Genomic DNA, 16,490 nt, shown 5'->3' with positions numbered 1-16,490 from the left:
AAAAACAGAAAGCGCCTCACCTTTTGGAAAGAATCAGAAGGTGAGGCGCTTTTAGCTCAAATAGCGAGCTCAATCCCCATTTACCAGGGCATTCAGCACGCTGGAGGCGACGCCTCCGGCGGTTTTGGAACCGCTTCCGCCCTCCTCCACAACCACTGCAAAGGCATAGGGGGCGTCTTCATTGCGGAGAAAACCCGAAAACCAGGAGGTCGGAGTTTTTCCGCCTCCCACTTCGGCGGTGCCAGACTTGGCACAGATGTCCATATTGGGGAACCGACCGGAGCCGTAGACTTCAGACACATTGCGGGCCATCATGCCGGAGAGCGTCTCCGCCGTGGTGGAGGAGATCAGCGTTCCGGTCTTATGGGGCAGATAAAAAGAAGTGGGGATCCCCAGCGGGGTGACGGTGCGGTAGATCAGCTGTGGAACGGCCGCCTTCCCACCATTGGCGATGGCGCCCATATAGACCATCAGGGAGCAGGGGTTGAGCAGGTCGTTATATTGGCCCACACCGGCCCAGCCCAGTTGATTTTCCGTACAGTCGGAGAACTGAAAACGACCGGAGGTCGTCTTCAGCCCGCTTACCTTGTAGGTGTCAGTGAGACCCGCCTTTCTGGTATAGGAGGTCATCACATTGGAACCGAGCTCAGCGGCCAACTGGGCAAACACGCCGTTACAGGAGTTGGAATAAGCGCTATAGATATCCATTTCACCGTGCGCGGAGGGGCAGGTCACCGCTTCGCCGCCCACCAGGGTAGAGCCGGTACAGGTAAACGTGCGTGCAAAGAGATCGGGCAGCTTTTCTATGGCGGCGCTCAGCGTAACGGTTTTAAAGACAGAGCCGGGCACAAAGGAGCCGGAGAGAAAGCGGTTGACATATACCCCGTCGTATTGGGGATCGCCCTCCTGGATTTCGGGCGGGTCCGCCGGGTCAAAGGCGGGAGAGGAGAGAAGGCAGAGCATCTCGCCGGTTTTATAATTGTACACGCCCACGGCGCCTTTCCGACCGTTCAGGGCCTGATAGGCCACATAGTTGAGGTGCGCGTCGATGGTAAGGTATAGATCGTTTCCCTCACCGAGAGGGGTGTAGGCACCGGTGATCAGGTTGTATCCTGAGAGCTTGTCGGCGAAGGCCACCAAGGCGCCGGAACCAATTTTGCCCTGCGTGTCTCCCACGGTGTGGAGGGTGGCCTTTCGCACGATTGTATTGGCATAATAGACGCGGCGGCCGGAGGCGTCCACCCAGGAGAGCAGGTCGCCGTCGCGGTCCAGGACCCGTCCCACGGAGAGTTCCCCACTGCTGTTATACAGGTGGCGGTTGGCGGCGAAGGAGACCCAGCGGCCTCCGTCTTTAAAAAAGAGAAAAGAGAATATACAAGTGCCCAAAACCAGGGCGGCAGACAGAAGCAGACAGACTGCGGCGCGGCGTTCGATTTTACGCATCCTCATCCACCTCCTCTTGGATAGGCCGGTTCAGGAGAACAGAGTGCTCCTCCTTCCAGGAGGGCAGGCGAATGGCAAAGCTGGCGTTCTGCCGGGTGTCCGTAGCCTTCAGAAAGGCCAGCAGCCCCCAGGAGGCCACCATAGAGGAGCCGCCGTTGGAGACAAAAGGAAAGGTGACGCCGGTAAGGGGGAGCAGATCGACCGCACCAAAGACATTGAGACAAGTCTGAAAGACCAGCAGGGAGGTGGCGGCGCAGGCGGCGATGGTGTAAAAGCTGGAGCGCCCGGCGCGGCAGGCACGGACGGCAAAAACGGCCAGTGTGACAATACACAGGACGGAGAGAACGCCGATGATAAGCCCCCACTCTTCACACAGCATCCCAAACACCAAGTCGGTGTCGGCCGCGGCAACCCGGTGGAGCCAGCCCTCACCAGCGCCCACACCAACCAGTCCGCCGGATGCGGCGGCAGACATGGTGCGGGTCTGCTGGTAGCCCCCGGAGGAGGCGTATTCCCAGGCGTGGCCCCAGGTGGCGAAGCGTTTTAGGATATAGGGCTTGAAGGTGAGGAGGATGGCTACAGCAAACACGGCTCCGCCGCTGATGAGCGTCAGTGTGGCCCAGTCTCCGGAACGGAGATAAGCGATGACGAGAAAGGTGACGAAGAAGATGGCCGCGGTGCCAAAATCGCTCATGAGGGCCAGGCAGCCAAGACATGCGGCGGTGAGCGCCATAAAGAGCCCCAGATTCCGCTTCCGGAAGAGCCGGTCCAACGTGGCGGCTCCGGCAAAAATATAGCAGATCTTGGCGAGCTCAGAGGGCTGGAGAGAAAAACCGCCGAAGGTGATCCAGTTGACGGCCCCGAATTTGGCCTGGCCCAGGACCAGCGTGGCGCCCAGCAGAAGAATGGCGCCTCCGGCCATCAGCCAGCGGATGCGCTTGACCCGATCCAGGTCCCGGAGAAAGACGCCCAGCACGACGAAAAGAACGAGACCCAGCAAAAGGGCGGCTAATTGCTTGAAAAGTGAGCCGGGGGCTGAAGAGGCGGTTACGGCCAGAGAGAGGGTGGAGAGAAAGAACGCAATGGACTCCATCTCAAAGCCGACCCGTCGGATGGAACGCATAGCCAGGAAGTAGCCCCACATGACGGCAATCAGACAGAAAAAAGCGGTGGGGATGGCTGGGGATGCCTCATCACCGACGGAAGAGAGCAGTTGAAAGACGGTGAGGATCTGGAACAAGGTAAGGAACAGGAGTCCGACCCAGGGCGAGACGGGGCGCTCCTCCTGCCGGCGGCGCTCCCGCTGCTGGGCCCGCTCTTCCGGCGGAACGGGGAGGAGAACGGTCTCAACCCCACCCAGCCCCAGTACGTCGCCGTAAGAGACATGGGACTCGCCCTCTATAGCTGCGCCGTTTACAGTAACGCCGCCCTTTGAGCCCAGGTCGTAAAGCATCCAGCCGCCGTCTTCCGTGCGGATCAGGGCCGCATGTTGCCGGGAGACCGTGGGATAGCCCAGCACCACATCGGAGGCACTGGAGCGGCCAAGAATGTTTTCCCAGTGTGTCAGGGGTTCTGAGAGCCCGTTTGGCAGAGTCAGATAGGCCCAGATCTCGGGCGTATGGGGCACATTCAGCAGGGAGCGAATGCTCCGCGCCAGAATCAGCAGGGCCAGGACCGGAAAAAGAAACCGTACTACAGAGGTATACCAGGCCGAGATCAGAGGATAATCGCCCAGCAGAGCTGCAAGCCGTGCCAGCAGTGCCTCAGGCGCAGAGAGCAGGTTTTGCAAAGTAAGCCCTCCTTTCGAGAGCAGTATAGCACAAATCAGACGAATCGCAACGCTTGGATATCAGACAGCCAGAAAAAGCCTATTCCCAGCGGTAGTTCCGGACCGCACCTAGGATCGTTCCAAGGCACAAAAACTCGTCATGTGCCCAAACTGTGAGTGTTTTGAACTCCGTATTCAGAGACATCAGTTTACACGTGCCCCGCCTGCAGCAGAACTTCCGGAGAAAACCCTCCTGATTCAGGGAGAAGACGCCGAGCTGATTCTGCTCTGCGGCTTTGTGCGTTGCGGCCAAGAGGGTACCTGGGGAATAGGCGGGCTCCAGAGCGGTATCCACCACCGTGATCACATAGTCGGCCTCTCGTGTGATGGTACAGACAGGCGCAGATAGGGTGCGGAAGGAGAGACTGTCCATATAAAAGCCGCGTTCACCCCAGGCCACAGGCGTATAACACAGCAGCCTCCGCTCGAGCAGAAAGTTTTTCTGCTTGGAGGACTGGCGGGCAAGCGCACGTGTGATCCATTCGATTGTCTGCTTATTATGCTCGTCAAGTTGGCGAAAAAGATCAAAAAGCTCGCCCCCGCGCTCGGACAGCATCAAAAGTCCCTGCGATTCCACATAAGCGCCTATGCTGCAGCCGACAGGGATCTCGTCGTCGATCAGATAGTGGGAAGGCACATGAAACAATGTACTGAGCCGATCAATGATTTTCAGAGAGGGACTCAGCATCTGGCCGGAAAAGATCTTATTCAAGGTCCCTACCGGAAGGCTGGTACGCTGGGCGATCTCTAAAGTCGTAAGTTTTTCTTTACGCTTAAAGTAGCTCAACTTTTTTGACAAAGACATTCTGTCACCTGATTCAATGGGAATTGACCAGAGATGGTAAAATACACGATAAAAAGCGTAAATCCTTTCTATTTTCTTGACAAACAAATAAAAATACAGCATATTGGAGGAGCGGCAACGAGATCCACAAAATAGAGGGTCCCAGTGCTGTAAAACGTATTGTAATACGAGAGCCGGACTCACTTATCACTTATCTAAAGTATAGCACATTTATGAGAGACTGTGTTTGCTTACGCCAAAATAAGTAATGAGCAAGACGTTTTTAGTAAAAGGAGAGAGAAAGTTGAAGAGGATGAATCCGAGCTTCCGCGTATGCCAAGAGAGTGCCGCCGGTATCCCCATGTTCGGAATCCGGTGTGGGGACGGCACCCACGCCAGAGGAATATCTACGGACTATCAGGAGGTGTACCGACTGACTCAGACCTGCAACCGGTGCCGGCTCTCCTCGGTCCATTTGATGGATGTGGTTGAGGATTTTCGCCGTTCCTGAGGGAGATATTCCGCCAAAAATCGGAAAAGGACTGTTTTAAGAGAATTTGGGCTTGCCAATCCTTCACGCAGAGGTTAAAATATTAGATTGCACATAATGAGAGTGAACGCGCGAAGTGAGCGGAGGATTGGAATGGACCGGACGATGGAGATGATCCTTTCCCGGGTGCAGAAGCCTGCACGCTATACCGGGGGGGAGTACAATGCGGTGGTAAAGGACCGCAAACAGGTAGATACCCGTGTAGCGCTCTGCTTCCCGGACACCTATGAGATCGGTATGTCCAATCTGGGGATACGGATTCTCTATGGCCTGATGAATGAACTGGAGGGCGTCTGGTGTGAGCGAGTGTTCGCCCCATGGGGGGACATGGAGGATGAGATGCGCCGCGAAGGGCTGCCGCTCTATGGCCTGGAGAGCGGAGATCCCATCGCAGACTTCGACGTCATTGGTTTTTCACTGGGCTATGAGATGGCCTATACCAATGTCCTCAATATGTTGGACTTGGCTGGGCTGCCTCTGCGGTCTGAGGACAGAGACGAGGACATGCCCCTGATTATAGCGGGAGGGACATGCGCCTATAATCCGGAGCCGCTGGCTCCCTTTGTCGATATCTTTTCCCTGGGAGAGGGGGAAGATGTGACCGTGGAGCTCATCGCCCTCTCACGGCGGGCACGCCGCGAGGGCTGGCAGCGCTGTGAGCTCTTGGCGGCCGCTGCACGGATTCCGGGCCTCTACATCCCCTCCCTTTATCGCATCACCTATCGGGAGGACGGCGTGGTGTCGTCCGTTACGCCGCTGGAAGGCGCGCCGGAGCTGGTCACCAAACGGATCGTCCAGGATCTGAACCAATCCTATTTTCCAGTCAAAACCATCGTCCCCTCTACGGAGATCGTACACGACAGGGTGATGCTGGAGGTGTTTCGGGGCTGTATCCGGGGCTGCCGGTTCTGCCAAGCGGGGTATGCGTACCGGCCTGTACGGTCAAAGGACCCCGCGCTTCTGGTGGAGCAGGGGATCGCGGCCTGTAAGGATTCAGGCTATCAGGAGATGACGCTTTCAAGCCTGTCCACCAGTGATTATCGCCTCTTGGAACGCCTCTGCGACGGCCTTCTGGAATGGTGTGAACCCAACTTGGTTTCGATGTCGCTCCCCTCTCTGCGGGCGGACAATTTTTCTATGGGGCTCATGGAGCGGCTCCAGCATGTCCGCAAGAGTGGTCTCACCTTCGCGCCGGAGGCGGGGACACAGCGCCTGCGGGACGCCATCAACAAAAATGTCACAGAGGCGGATCTGATGAAATCCTGCCGGACGGCGTTTTCCGGCGGCTGGAACTCGGTAAAGCTGTACTTTATGCTTGGACTCCCCACCGAGACGGACGAGGATGTGCTGGGGATCGCGGAGCTGGCAAAAAAAGTGCTCCAGCTCTGGCGTGAAACGGCGCCCGACAAGCGCAGGGGCTGCCGGATTACTGTGTCCACGGCCTGCTTCGTGCCCAAACCTCATACTGCTTTTCAGTGGGAACCCCAGGTGACACGGGAGGAATACCTCCGTCGGGTGAAGCTTCTTCGGGACAATATGCGGGACAAATCCATCGTCTATCACTGGCATGACCCGGACACCTCCTTTCTGGAGGCGGTTTTCTCCCGGGGGGACCGCAGGCTGGCCGACGCACTGGAAGCGGCATGGCGGGATGGGGCTAAATTTGACTCCTGGAGCGAGTACTTCTCCTTGGACCGCTGGATGCGTGCCTTTGAGGCCTGCGGTCTGGACCCGGCGTTCTATGCAAATCGCGCGCGGGAGAAGGATGAGGTGCTGCCCTGGTCACGGGTCTCCACCGGTGTGCGTCCAGAGTTCCTATGGAAGGAGCGGGAGGCGGCTTATCAGGCCGTGATCACCCCGGATTGCCGCAGGCAGTGCACCGGCTGCGGGGCAAATCTTCTGTTGGAGAAGGGGAGGGTGTGCGATGCCTGACCAGCGGATTCAGTTTGTCAAAACGGGGCGGGCCTGCTATATTTCTCACCTGGACCTGATGCGGACCTTCCAGCGGGCTTTCCTGCGGGCGGGAATCCATATCCGCCATACGGAGGGCTTCAACCCGCACGCATATGTATCCATTCCACTTCCGCTCTCCGTGGGCTTTTCCAGCCAGTGTGAGATTCTGGAGTTCGGGCTTCCGGAGGGGGCGGACATGGAGGCGGTGCCTTGGCGGCTCACCAGGGTGCTTCCGGAGGGAATTACGGTCACTAGATGTTATGACGCGGAGCGACCCTACAAGGAATTGTGTTATGTCAACTATATCATCACTCTGGAGTATGATACCGGCGCTCCGGTGGGGGCGGAAAACACGATCCGGGCGCTGCTGGGCCGAGAGAGCCTGGTGGTCAGCAAAAAATCCAAGAAGGCCAAGAGCGGGCAGACGCAGGTGGACCTCATTCCGCTGATTCAGCGGGTGGATTACGAGGGGCGACGGGATTCCATCGTGCTGGACACCATTCTGCGCGCCCAGAATCCGGGACTAAATCCGGCGTTGATTGTGGCGGCCATCCGGGAACAATGCCCGGAAATGGCGCCCGATTATGTTAGCTATCACCGCAAGCAAGTGCTGGATAGAGATCTGAGGCCTTACGAATAAGAAGACAGCCGGGCGTTGCCGTCCGGCTGTCTTCTTATTTATAAACAGGAGCCTCCCGGTTCGAAGGGTTCCCAGGGGAAGCCGCCCCGGGGGATGACGGAACCGCCCGAGGGCGTCTGAGGGGCTGTGGGACATAGTGCTCCGTGAATATCGCGGTAGAGAAAAACATCGTAGAGCCGTGTGAGCGCGTTCCAGGTCTGTTTTTCCATCGTGCCGGTCTCCGGAAGGCCCGCGCGCCCTTGGAGCCATACCACATTGCGGACAGAAGCCCCTGTGTGCAGCGCGTTGACAGGGGCGGGCTCGATCTCTTCAATCACTTGGGAAAGCGCCAAGAACATGGCCTGAACGAGACACATGTGGACACAACACTGGCCTGACCGCACTTCAAAGGCCTGCTCCCGGAAAGCGCGGACGGGCCGTGGCGGCATGACGGAGGGGAGTGCGCTCCGGTAGGCGGCGGCAATGGCATCCCATGTGTCGTTGTCCACCCGACCTGTGATGGGCATCCCGGCGGACTGCTGGAAGCGCATGACCGCTTCCAAGGTCACTTCACCGAAAACACCGTCCGGGATGGGGCAGGGGAGGCCGGGCGCACAGCGGGAAAGCGTCCGCAGCATGGTTTGAAGGCTCCGAATCGGGAGCCCCAGATAATCTCGTTCCGGACGCATCAGCGATCACTCCTCTCCGTATCCCGGTCACCCAGCCCCAACTCACGACCGGGATATTGGGTCTGGCGGGTACTTAGGGCGAAGACTTCCGGGGCGTTTCCCAACCCCTGAAGCTCGGCGGGAAACAGGATATCCTGGGATAGGACAGTGGTGTCGATCCCGTCATAGGCATTGTAGAGACTGTTCCAGGTCTCAGCATTCACCCGACCCGTGGCAGGCAACCCCTGAGAGACCTGGAACGCCTGGACAGCCTGCTCCGTCTGGGGGCCGAAAATGCCATCCAAAGTTAAAAATGGAATGGAAGAATCAAACTGGGCCAAAATGGAGAGAAGGTATTGCAAAAGCAGAACGGATTCTCCAGCGGGTCCGTTGGCATCAGCGCCATCAACCGAAAAGTTGAATCCAAAGAACCGCTGCCCCTCGCTGACCAGTTCAGAGAGCCCGGATACACCCACATAGAGGAACACCAACTTATACCAAGTGACCTTCCCCACCACACCGTCCACCGGAAGGTTGAAAATCTGCTGAAACTGCCGGACAGCACGTTCCGTCTGGGGACCGAAAATGGCATCCACCGGAGAGATCTTGGGAATAGCGGGATAATTTTGGCTGATGCGGTTGAGTTCAGCTTGGATTACGCCGACCTCAGGGCCCCGCGAGCCCAGGCGGAGCGGAGTACCCGGGTAAGAGGTACGGATATCTTGTACCGGGGCATCCATGACAAGCTCGATATCGTCTCCGTAATAACGGCGCAGAATAGATACGCTGTCCAGCCCCTGGAGGGCGAGCTCCTGGCTGCCCCATTGGGAGAGGCCGTCACAGGTGGTAGTGGTCCCGTTGCAGAATTTGGCCGACAGAGGTTCTGCATAGCCCTGGCGGCGGATGTAGTCGTCGAAAAGCTCATCCACGATGCGTTCAATGTTCTCAAAAATATTTCTGCCCCGGATAAATTTTTGATCCATAGCAGTTGTTGAGGTAATCTGAAAGGGATAGCCGCGGCTGGGGTAGTATTCGGTATAGACCCGATTCAGGGCGAACGAGACCTGGGCTAAAATATTGGCCCGGAGCGCGGATGGTTCCCATGTGGGATAGATTTCACTGGAGGCCACATTTTTGATATAGTCCGGGAAGGTGACGGTGACGTTTTCCGCATTCTGCCCGGGCGCGCCCAAATGGACGGTGATATATCTGGGGATATAAGGGGTGATCGTAACGGGCATGATAGTTCTCCTTTACAGCGGCTGGGAGGTAAGGTGGACAATGCGGGTCATATCCCGCTGTTCCGGGAACTCGGGCAACGGGAGCAGCTCGGCATCCTGCAAGGTCTCTACGCCGGAAAAAATTTGGACGTTCTCCACATGCAGCATCTGAAAATCAGGATGCTCCACCCAGAGGTCGCATAGGGTATAGGGCGCTGCGGTGCCCGGATGCTCACTCTCTGCGGCAGGAGGCGTGGGGAGTGTAACGGGCTGGGTATGACCGCTCTCATCGGTGACCCGCAGGGCGACAAGCAGATGCTTCCCACCTGCGGAGGGATGGGTGACGGCAACGGTGGCTCCGGTGACGGGGATCTGTGCCCGGGACGTATAGGCCCGGACGACGACGGTTCCTTGTTCTGCCACGGCGATTCCTCCTTCTGATAATCCAGTTTATGCAAATGAGGAGGAAGGATTGCAAGAAATGCGGTAATTTGATATACTATTCCACACGGAACCCAAGATAAGGAGCTTGTTATGAAAAAAAGAGTCATTGCGGTGGTGGCGGCCTCCGCCGCCACGTTGTGTACGGCGGTGACGATCGCCGTAGGGGGGACTGCTGGGGACCCGATGCTGTCAAAAAGCTATATCGATGGGGCGTATACAGTTCAAACGATTTCCAAGGCGGAAGAGAAGATCACGTTGCGCCACGACACGCTGTATCAGAGCGCCGAGGAAACACTGAAGGCCAAAAACGATGATTACCTGACCCGTGGGGGGCTGGTTACAGGAGATGGGACTTATCAGGCGGCATTCTCTGATCTACGGGTAAAGGAGGGAGATACGGTCCGAATCGAGACGGGCTCCGGATTCTTGCTCTTGGCGGGAGATGTGGAGCTGAGCTGTACTGGAAACAAAACCATAGATCTCTCTAACGGCTGGGAGAAGGGAAACGGCGCGCTAACAGCCGGACGGCGCTATCTGGTGGTGGAGGATACAGTGGCGGTCCTCACGGTAACCTCACCTACGGCGGTTCTATCACTGGAGGGGTATTATACGCTTACGGAGAGCAGCGCCACCGATTATAACGCCTTGGCGGACGGGCTCAAAGCGCTGGGACTTTTCAAAGGCAGTGATACAGGATACGGCTCCGGCTATGATTTGGAGGCCAAACCCACTCGCATCCAAGCGCTTATCATGTTCTTGCGTCTCATTGGAGAGGAGCAGGCGGCGCTCTCCACGACCGCTGCCTGCCCGTTTACCGATGTGCCCGCCTGGTGCCAGCCTTATGTGGCCTATGCCTATAAACAGGGTCTCACAAAAGGGGTGGATGACGCGGCCATGCTTTTTGGAACGGCAGATTACGTGACAGCGGGACAGTATGTCACCTTTATCCTCCGGGCGTTGGGCTATCAGGACTCCGGAGACACCCCCGACTTTGCGTGGGATACTGCCTTGCAGCGGGGAATGGACCTGGGGATTCTGACGGCCGGAGAATACAAAATGTTGATGGAAGAGCCGTTCCTGCGGGCACAGGTGGCCTATCTTTCTTACTTTGCGCTGGATCATACCTACAAGGACCGTGCGGAGACCTTGCAGACGCAGTTGACCACCAGCGGCGTCTTGGATGCCGCCGACGTTGCGGCAGTGCGTGGAGGCATAGACGTATCACGCCTCACCTAATTTATAGGCGCGCCTGAACCAACTATCTCCTGATGCATAAGATGGGGTGAGGCCGGAAAACAACCGGTCCACCATTTTTAATCAGGAGGTACTTCGTTATGGGGTGCAATAACGGTTGTGGCTGGGGCGGCGGTAGCTGCCTGTGGATTCTCGTCATCATTATTGTCCTGTGCTGCTGCTGCGGCGGCTGGGGTGGCAATTGGGGCAGCGGTTGCAATAATGGCTGTGGCTGCAACAGCGGCTGTGGCTGTAACGCTTGCTGAGCCGGGACATACCATAGAGCGGAAAGAGGGCGGGACTTGTGTCCCGTCCTCTTTCAAAAAAATACGAGGTTTCAAAAAAAGTTCTTGCATTCTTTACGCGAATGTGGTAATATAATCTAGCTGTCAGGAATACAAAGAGTCCAAAACAGTATGCGGCTGTAGCTCAGCTGGATAGAGTGACTGGCTACGAACCAGTAGGTCGGGGGTTCGAATCCCTTCAGCCGTACCACAAAAAGCCGTGAAATCATTGGTTTCACGGCTTTTTTATAATTTCTTTAGAAAGTTAGCGGGGCCGCAGCTCACCCGTTTCCGCGCCATTTTGCAAAAAGGCTCCCCGCCCGGTTCGCATCCAGGCAACACGCACGAGGTGGTCCGCATCCCTTTTGTTCAGTTTATCAAGGTAGTTTGTCGCTTGAGCGATCGATGGGTTTGGGCTGGAATTCCTGTTGTCATCCATTCAAATCTAAAATATGTGTAAAGCAAAAGATACGTCCATTTCTGGGCGTATCTTTAATATTTCAATAAAGCTTTAATACGTACCCATCCGATTGATATAGTCACAAATCAAATTTGCGGCAGCGTCCTCACCAATCGAGGCATCAATGCACAATTCGTAGCCGTGCGGGTCTCCCCATTCCTGACCGGAAACACTTTTATAATAGGAAGCCCTGGCATTGTCAGAGCGAACGATGCTTTTTCGCGCAGCGCCTAGGCTGTCTCCGTACATTTCCATTATTTTATTTGCACGGTAATCCTTGGGGGCATAGATAAAGACGCGCACTACATTCTGATAATTCCGTAACATATAATCCGCCGAACGACCAATAATAACACAGGCCCCCGCGTCTGCAATCTGGCGGATCGCCTTGCCCTGTGCCGAAATCGCACGCTCAACAGGATCGGACGAGAGGTAAAGTTCGCGCATCACGACATTTTCATCCGAATTGATCCCAGAGATAAATTCCCTTGCCAAGCCACTTCCTTGGGCGGCAATCGCCACAAGCTCTTTATAATAACACGGAACATTCAGCTTTTTAGCGACCAGTTGACCGATCTGCTTTCCAGCAGAGCCGTGTTCCCCGGCAATCGTGATGATCACCCCCCCCCGACGGGAGAGCTGGATTTCCGCCACAGACTCTTTCTTCCTGCTTTCGTGTGACAGTTCTTTCCACACATGGACCATGACAGTAGCAGTGACCAAAATAGCCAGTATATCAGCAATGGGCGCAGCCCAAAAGATGCCTGTAACGCCCAAAGCAACCGGGATCAACAGGGATAGTACGATCAGCAGCGCATCACGCAAAATAGACAGCGGCGCAGCAGCTTTGGCTTTGCCGATGGATTGCAGGAAGATAGCGCATACTTTCTGGACACAGGTAAACAGGATTAGGGCCAGATAAATTCTTAGGCACAGCGCTGGCAGCACTCATTTTAAAGGTCTTTGGGTGCCTCAAATATGCAGCACAGATAAGGAAACTGATAAACTGGCCGAGGATAGTTGCCCATGCTGCGCCCTTGATGCCCATGTCCAGCACAAAAATTGCCAAAGGATCACCAATAATATTGATGATCGCGCCGGTGAGCATCGCCGCCATAGCATATTTGGGGCTGCCATCTGCCCGGATTATGGACGCAAGAGTATTCTGCGTCATAGCAAGGGGCATCATAGCAAAAATAATCATTCCATAGTCATGAGCCATTTGAATATTGGTATCTGTTGCGCCAATCAGCCGGAGCAATCCATCTCCCCACAGGTAGGCAATGGCAATCACGGCCAAGCCGGAAAGAAAGGAACTCAAAATAGCTCCGCCAGCGCTTCTGTGAATTTCTTTCGTCTCACCACGCCCCAGAGAAACACTCAGAGCAGCGGCGGCTCCATCACCAAAGAATAGGCTTAGGCCCCAGCCGATTACCGTAATCAGGAAAATCACGCCAGTAGCGGCGTTGCCAAGATACCCAACGCCGTTTCCAACAAATATCTGATCCACGATATTGTAAAGGCACGAGATAATGAGGGAACAGATACACGGGATTGCGAATTTTCGCAAAAGGGTTCCTACTTTTTCTGTTCCAAGATAATTCCTGTTTTCCATGATGACCTCCTTGGTTTAAGCAAAAAAACAGCACACGCAAACGCATGTGCTGTAAGTAAACAACTAGCAACACGCTGCGCATCTGTACCGTAATCAGACTTACGCGCAAATGCGCTGCATGTGTCGTCAATTTGCCTATTAGATTTATCAAAGTATAACACAGTCTTGTAAACTGTTCAAAGCACTTTTTGCATAAAGTTTGACACATATATGTGTAGTGCATTTTTAACAAACCATTCGGAGGCAAATTACTTTTTCTTTATAGCGAAAACGCAAGAAAAAAGCGGCAGGACCGGAAAACGTTTCGCCGCAGGCCCTTGGGGCGCGCATTCTTTTTGTCGTCACAAAACAGCTCGTCACAAGCGACATAACGCTTGCGACGAGCTGTTTTATATCATGGGAAAGCCGAGCACGCATTCGTTTTGCCGCTTACGAGTCCTCTTCGCCCAGCAGGACCCGCTGCGCTGGGCTCCGATTCGGCTTGGGAGTGGACCTGGGCACCTGTCTCTTTTTTGACAGGGCAGAACAGGCCGGAGCAGGTGTGATAGCACTTGCTCCGCGCTGTTTCCCCTGGCGGTGAAATCGTGCAGAAATGCCCCTGCATCACAATAGCCGGCAGAAGGTCGGACACGGCAGGCAGGCGGGTGGGGAACGAATCGAGTCACTCCGGGAGCAGTTTGGAAGTCTGCCTGTGGGGGATCGCCGCCGGATCGATGCCCAGCTTGTTCATTTTTTTATAGAGCGCGCTGCGGTGGATTCCCAGTTCTTCCGCTGTGCGCTGGCAGTTGCCTCCTTTATCGCGTAAAACGGCTAGAATGACTTCACGTTCATAGTCATTCATCAACTCGGCCAACTGCTTCCTGGAATCCATGAGCAGGGAGTCTTTCGGCAGGGACATTTTACCGGGCAGATCTGTTAAGTCAATGGTGAAGCCATCACAGGTAGCATAGGCGCCTTTGATCACGTTATCAAGCTCGCGCACGTTGCCGGGCCACTGGTAGCTGACAAAGCAACGCTTCACCTCCGGGGAGAGAACGGTTGTACGCTGAAATTCCTGGTTGAGCTGAGAGAGAAAATGGTTGGACAGATCCAGAATATCTCCCCGGCGTTCACGCAGAGAAGGTATTTCGATGTTGATGACGTTGAGGCGATAATAGAGGTCTTCACGGAAATCGCCTGACTCGATGAGCTTGGGAAGGTTTTGTCTTGTGGCGGAGATGACCCGCACATCCACAGGAACAGGACCGGATCCCCCTACGGGCTCCACTTCACTCTCCTGAAGGGTGCGGAGGATTTTGGCCTGCATATTAAGAGGCATATCTCCGATCTCATCCAGAAAGAGAGTGCCGCCATTGGCCAGTTGGAATTTACCGGGCTTCCCGCCTTTCCGCGCACCAGTAAAGGCTCCGTCCGCATAGCCAAACAGCTCGGATTCCAGAAGCTCGCTAGGGATCGCGGCACAGTTGATACTGACCATGGGCTTATCCGCACGATTGCTGGCGTTGTGAATGGCGCGGGCAAAAAGCTCTTTGCCTGTACCCGTCTCCCCGGTGAGCAAAACAGCAAAATCCGTCCAGGCGGCCTTCAGGCCTAATCGTTTTTTCTCCAGAAAGGCTTCACTGGTCCCGACGATGGAGTCAAAGCTGATTTTGCAGTTACCTGCTTTTCGGTATTCCTCTTTATAAAATTCCAACTCTGCGTATTCGCTCATGAGGCGCTTGGCGGAGTCCAGCGTTTGGAGCCGAAATTTTACCTGGGCCACACCGGCCACTGCCCGGTCCTCGCTGTCACATACACAGGAGCGGCTGACCAAGAGAAAATTGTTGTCATTTTCTTTGCTCTCCCCGGGTAAAAACTTGTGGAGGGCCAGTTCCTCGCGATATCGACGATTTACGATATCGACCATTTTGGAATTGCTGATGGTTTTTTGGATCGGGTAGCCTACGATCTCCTCTCTGGGTTTTCCCAGAAAGTCACAGTATTGGTCGTTGATATCTGTCACGATGCCGTCTCGGTCCACAACGATAAAGCCGTCGTCAGTCATCCGGAGAATTTCATCAAAGATGTATTTATAGCGCGCGATGCCCTGTTCCGGCATACCAGCTCTCTCCTTTCCAACATGGAACTTCCTTTCCGAGAAATACATTGTATCATAAAAACGTGGGGAAACCGCCGGTTCAGATAATTAATTTTCTGAACCGGCGGTTTTCGTTCTGTTTTTCGTAAGCTTTGCCCGTTGGACTTATTTTAGCAGCTCGCGTGCGATGACAACCTTCTGGATCTCAGAGGTTCCCTCGTAGATGGGGACGATACGGGCGTCGCGGTACATGCGTTCGATGGGGTAGTCACGCATATAGCCGTAGCCGCCATGGATCTGAAGCGCCTTATTCGTTACCCATACAGCGTTTTCAGAGGCATAATACTTGCACATGGCGGCCAACTTGGAGAGTGGCTCTCCGCTGTCGGCGGCACAAGCGGCCTCAAAGACCAGCGCGCGTGCGGCTTCAGTGCGGGTGGCCATGTCAGCCAGATACCACTGAAGGCCCTGGAGCTTGGCGATGGGCTTGCCAAACTGGACGCGCTCACCCATGTATTTGATGGTGGCCTCGATCGCCGCATCAGCGATACCAAGCCCCTGAGCGGCCATGCCGATGCGGCCGCCGTCCAGAGCCTTCATGGCAATCCTGAACCCGTCGCCCTCCTTGCCGATGAGATTAGCGCGGGGGACCCGGCAGTCTTCAAAGATGAGCTCGGAAATGTCAGCACCGCGGATGCCAAGCTTCTCTTCCCGCTTGCCAATGGTGAAGCCGGGGGTGCCACGGTCCACCACGATGGCGGACATACCCTTGGTGCCCTTCTCGGGCTCGGTAAGAGCAATTACCACGACATAATCGCCCTCGGTGGGGCCCATGTTGGAAATAAAGCACTTATTGCCATTGATGATATAGTCGTCGCCATCCACTACAGCTTTGGTTTTGGCGGCGGCGGCATCAGAGCCGGCTCCGGGCTCCGTGAGTGCGAAGGCGCCGATTTTTCCCTCCACAGCGGCGGTGAGGTACTTTTGCTTCTGCGCTTCGCTGCCGTGTTCCAGAAAGATGTCATTTACCAAGGTGTGAACGGCAATGACCTCTGCGGTGCTGGCGCACTGCTTGGCCAGTTCGTTGACCACCAGCACCTTGCACACGGTATCCAGTTCGGGACCGCCGTAGGCCTCGGGGACATTGAGGGCGGTGAAGCCGATTTCCGCCATTTTCTCGATGATCTCCTTGGGAATACGCTCCTCCTGGTCGATTTTCGCGGCGATAGGGGCCAGCTCACTCTGGGCAAAGTCCCGGGCCAGCTGCTGGATGGTGGCTTGATCTTCTGTCAGATGAAATGTCATGGCTATA

At 55.5% G+C, this 16,490-nt stretch carries 15 protein-coding genes and 1 tRNA gene; 6 read left to right on the top strand and 10 right to left on the bottom strand.

Translation table 11 applies throughout. The annotated features are described in order from the left end of the window. Window positions 1-69: 69 nt before the first annotated feature. The 3 genes from SRB521_RS09300 to SRB521_RS09290 form a co-directional block, all read right to left on the bottom strand. Complete coding sequence (locus SRB521_RS09300; RefSeq protein WP_116721728.1) at window positions 70-1,443, bottom strand: penicillin-binding transpeptidase domain-containing protein; 1,374 nt, start codon at window positions 1,441-1,443, stop codon at window positions 70-72. After that, a complete protein-coding gene (locus SRB521_RS09295) occupies window positions 1,436-3,232 on the bottom strand; it encodes an FtsW/RodA/SpoVE family cell cycle protein (protein ID WP_083630873.1) in 1,797 nt (598 codons plus the stop codon). The genes SRB521_RS09300 and SRB521_RS09295 overlap by 8 nt, the downstream gene beginning before the upstream one ends. A 79-nt stretch (window positions 3,233-3,311) precedes the next feature. Then, complete coding sequence (locus tag SRB521_RS09290) at window positions 3,312-4,058, bottom strand: helix-turn-helix domain-containing protein (RefSeq protein WP_207215966.1); 747 nt, start codon at window positions 4,056-4,058, stop codon at window positions 3,312-3,314. A gap of 310 nt (window positions 4,059-4,368) precedes the next feature. On the opposite strand from SRB521_RS09290, the gene SRB521_RS09285 reads away from it, so the two are divergent. The 3 genes from SRB521_RS09285 to SRB521_RS09275 all read left to right on the top strand — a co-directional run bounded on the left by SRB521_RS09285 (window position 4,369) and on the right by SRB521_RS09275 (window position 7,198). Continuing rightward, on the top strand, window positions 4,369-4,566 hold the full coding sequence (locus SRB521_RS09285) for a DUF6514 family protein (protein WP_116721795.1): 198 nt from the start codon (window positions 4,369-4,371) through the stop codon (window positions 4,564-4,566). A 132-nt stretch (window positions 4,567-4,698) separates the two neighbouring features. After that, on the top strand, window positions 4,699-6,537 hold the full coding sequence (locus SRB521_RS09280; protein ID WP_075703743.1) for a TIGR03960 family B12-binding radical SAM protein: 1,839 nt from the start codon (window positions 4,699-4,701) through the stop codon (window positions 6,535-6,537). Beyond that, a complete protein-coding gene (locus tag SRB521_RS09275) occupies window positions 6,530-7,198 on the top strand; it encodes a TIGR03936 family radical SAM-associated protein (protein ID WP_075703744.1) in 669 nt (222 codons plus the stop codon). The genes SRB521_RS09280 and SRB521_RS09275 overlap by 8 nt, the downstream gene beginning before the upstream one ends. Before the next feature lie 38 nt (window positions 7,199-7,236). On the opposite strand, the gene SRB521_RS09270 is transcribed toward SRB521_RS09275, so the two are convergent. From SRB521_RS09270 to SRB521_RS09260, 3 genes are read right to left on the bottom strand one after another with little or no spacing between them, the layout of a single operon-like run. Continuing rightward, entirely contained in the window at window positions 7,237-7,866 is a 630-nt protein-coding gene (locus tag SRB521_RS09270; protein WP_075703745.1) for a peptidoglycan-binding domain-containing protein, read from the bottom strand. Beyond that, entirely contained in the window at window positions 7,866-9,086 is a 1,221-nt protein-coding gene (locus SRB521_RS09265; RefSeq protein ID WP_116721726.1) for a peptidoglycan-binding domain-containing protein, read from the bottom strand. The genes SRB521_RS09270 and SRB521_RS09265 overlap by 1 nt, the downstream gene beginning before the upstream one ends. Window positions 9,087-9,098: 12 nt before the next feature. Beyond that, window positions 9,099-9,488, bottom strand: coding sequence for a spore cortex-lytic protein (locus SRB521_RS09260; protein WP_052082578.1), 390 nt, complete (start codon window positions 9,486-9,488; stop codon window positions 9,099-9,101). Between the two features lie 111 nt (window positions 9,489-9,599). Between SRB521_RS09260 and SRB521_RS09255 the strand changes: the two genes are divergently transcribed. From SRB521_RS09255 to SRB521_RS09250, 3 genes are all read left to right on the top strand, one after another. Further along, window positions 9,600-10,745 carry a hypothetical protein gene (locus SRB521_RS09255; RefSeq protein ID WP_075703747.1) on the top strand — a complete coding sequence of 382 codons (1,146 nt, stop codon included), beginning with the start codon at window positions 9,600-9,602 and terminating at the stop codon, window positions 10,743-10,745. Window positions 10,746-10,843: 98 nt separating this feature from the next. Beyond that, complete coding sequence (locus tag SRB521_RS16145; protein WP_165366613.1) at window positions 10,844-11,008, top strand: hypothetical protein; 165 nt, start codon at window positions 10,844-10,846, stop codon at window positions 11,006-11,008. Between the two features lie 152 nt (window positions 11,009-11,160). Next, a tRNA-Arg gene (locus tag SRB521_RS09250) sits at window positions 11,161-11,237 on the top strand. Window positions 11,238-11,537: 300 nt separating this feature from the next. Here the strand turns inward: SRB521_RS09250 and SRB521_RS16505 are convergent. From SRB521_RS16505 to SRB521_RS09235, 4 genes are all read right to left on the bottom strand, one after another. Beyond that, complete coding sequence (locus SRB521_RS16505; protein WP_242976523.1) at window positions 11,538-12,311, bottom strand: cytidylate kinase-like family protein; 774 nt, start codon at window positions 12,309-12,311, stop codon at window positions 11,538-11,540. Beyond that, a complete protein-coding gene (locus SRB521_RS16500) occupies window positions 12,304-13,101 on the bottom strand; it encodes an MATE family efflux transporter (RefSeq protein ID WP_075703750.1) in 798 nt (265 codons plus the stop codon). Before SRB521_RS16500 ends, SRB521_RS16505 begins: the two co-directional genes overlap by 8 nt. Window positions 13,102-13,762: 661 nt before the next feature. After that, window positions 13,763-15,199 (bottom strand): sigma-54 interaction domain-containing protein, encoded by a 1,437-nt coding sequence (locus SRB521_RS09240; protein WP_052082589.1) that lies wholly within the window; start codon window positions 15,197-15,199, stop codon window positions 13,763-13,765. 144 nt (window positions 15,200-15,343) lie between these two features. Next, window positions 15,344-16,483: an acyl-CoA dehydrogenase family protein gene (locus tag SRB521_RS09235; RefSeq protein WP_116721725.1), complete on the bottom strand. Its 1,140-nt coding sequence runs from the start codon at window positions 16,481-16,483 to the stop codon at window positions 15,344-15,346. Window positions 16,484-16,490 lie beyond the last annotated feature (7 nt).

Origin of the sequence: Intestinimonas butyriciproducens (assembly GCF_004154955.1) — a bacterium.
In the GTDB taxonomy this organism is placed as follows: Bacteria; Bacillota; Clostridia; order Oscillospirales; family Oscillospiraceae; genus Intestinimonas; species Intestinimonas butyriciproducens.
This window is presented reverse-complemented; position numbering and strand designations above follow the sequence as displayed.

What these genes read in the sequence shown, in the direction of transcription:
- SRB521_RS09300 (WP_116721728.1), bottom strand. Translation starts at nt 1,443, where the DNA reads ATGCGTAAAATCGAACGCCGCGCCGCAGTCTGTCTGCTTCTGTCTGCC.
- SRB521_RS09285 (WP_116721795.1), top strand. Translation starts at nt 4,369, where the DNA reads ATGAATCCGAGCTTCCGCGTATGCCAAGAGAGTGCCGCCGGTATCCCC.
- SRB521_RS09280 (WP_075703743.1), top strand. Translation starts at nt 4,699, where the DNA reads ATGGACCGGACGATGGAGATGATCCTTTCCCGGGTGCAGAAGCCTGCA.
- SRB521_RS09275 (WP_075703744.1), top strand. Translation starts at nt 6,530, where the DNA reads ATGCCTGACCAGCGGATTCAGTTTGTCAAAACGGGGCGGGCCTGCTAT.
- SRB521_RS09270 (WP_075703745.1), bottom strand. Translation starts at nt 7,866, where the DNA reads ATGCGTCCGGAACGAGATTATCTGGGGCTCCCGATTCGGAGCCTTCAA.
- SRB521_RS09265 (WP_116721726.1), bottom strand. Translation starts at nt 9,086, where the DNA reads ATGCCCGTTACGATCACCCCTTATATCCCCAGATATATCACCGTCCAT.
- SRB521_RS09255 (WP_075703747.1), top strand. Translation starts at nt 9,600, where the DNA reads ATGAAAAAAAGAGTCATTGCGGTGGTGGCGGCCTCCGCCGCCACGTTG.
- SRB521_RS16145 (WP_165366613.1), top strand. Translation starts at nt 10,844, where the DNA reads ATGGGGTGCAATAACGGTTGTGGCTGGGGCGGCGGTAGCTGCCTGTGG.
- SRB521_RS16500 (WP_075703750.1), bottom strand. Translation starts at nt 13,101, where the DNA reads ATGGAAAACAGGAATTATCTTGGAACAGAAAAAGTAGGAACCCTTTTG.
- SRB521_RS09240 (WP_052082589.1), bottom strand. Translation starts at nt 15,199, where the DNA reads ATGCCGGAACAGGGCATCGCGCGCTATAAATACATCTTTGATGAAATT.
- SRB521_RS09235 (WP_116721725.1), bottom strand. Translation starts at nt 16,483, where the DNA reads ATGACATTTCATCTGACAGAAGATCAAGCCACCATCCAGCAGCTGGCC.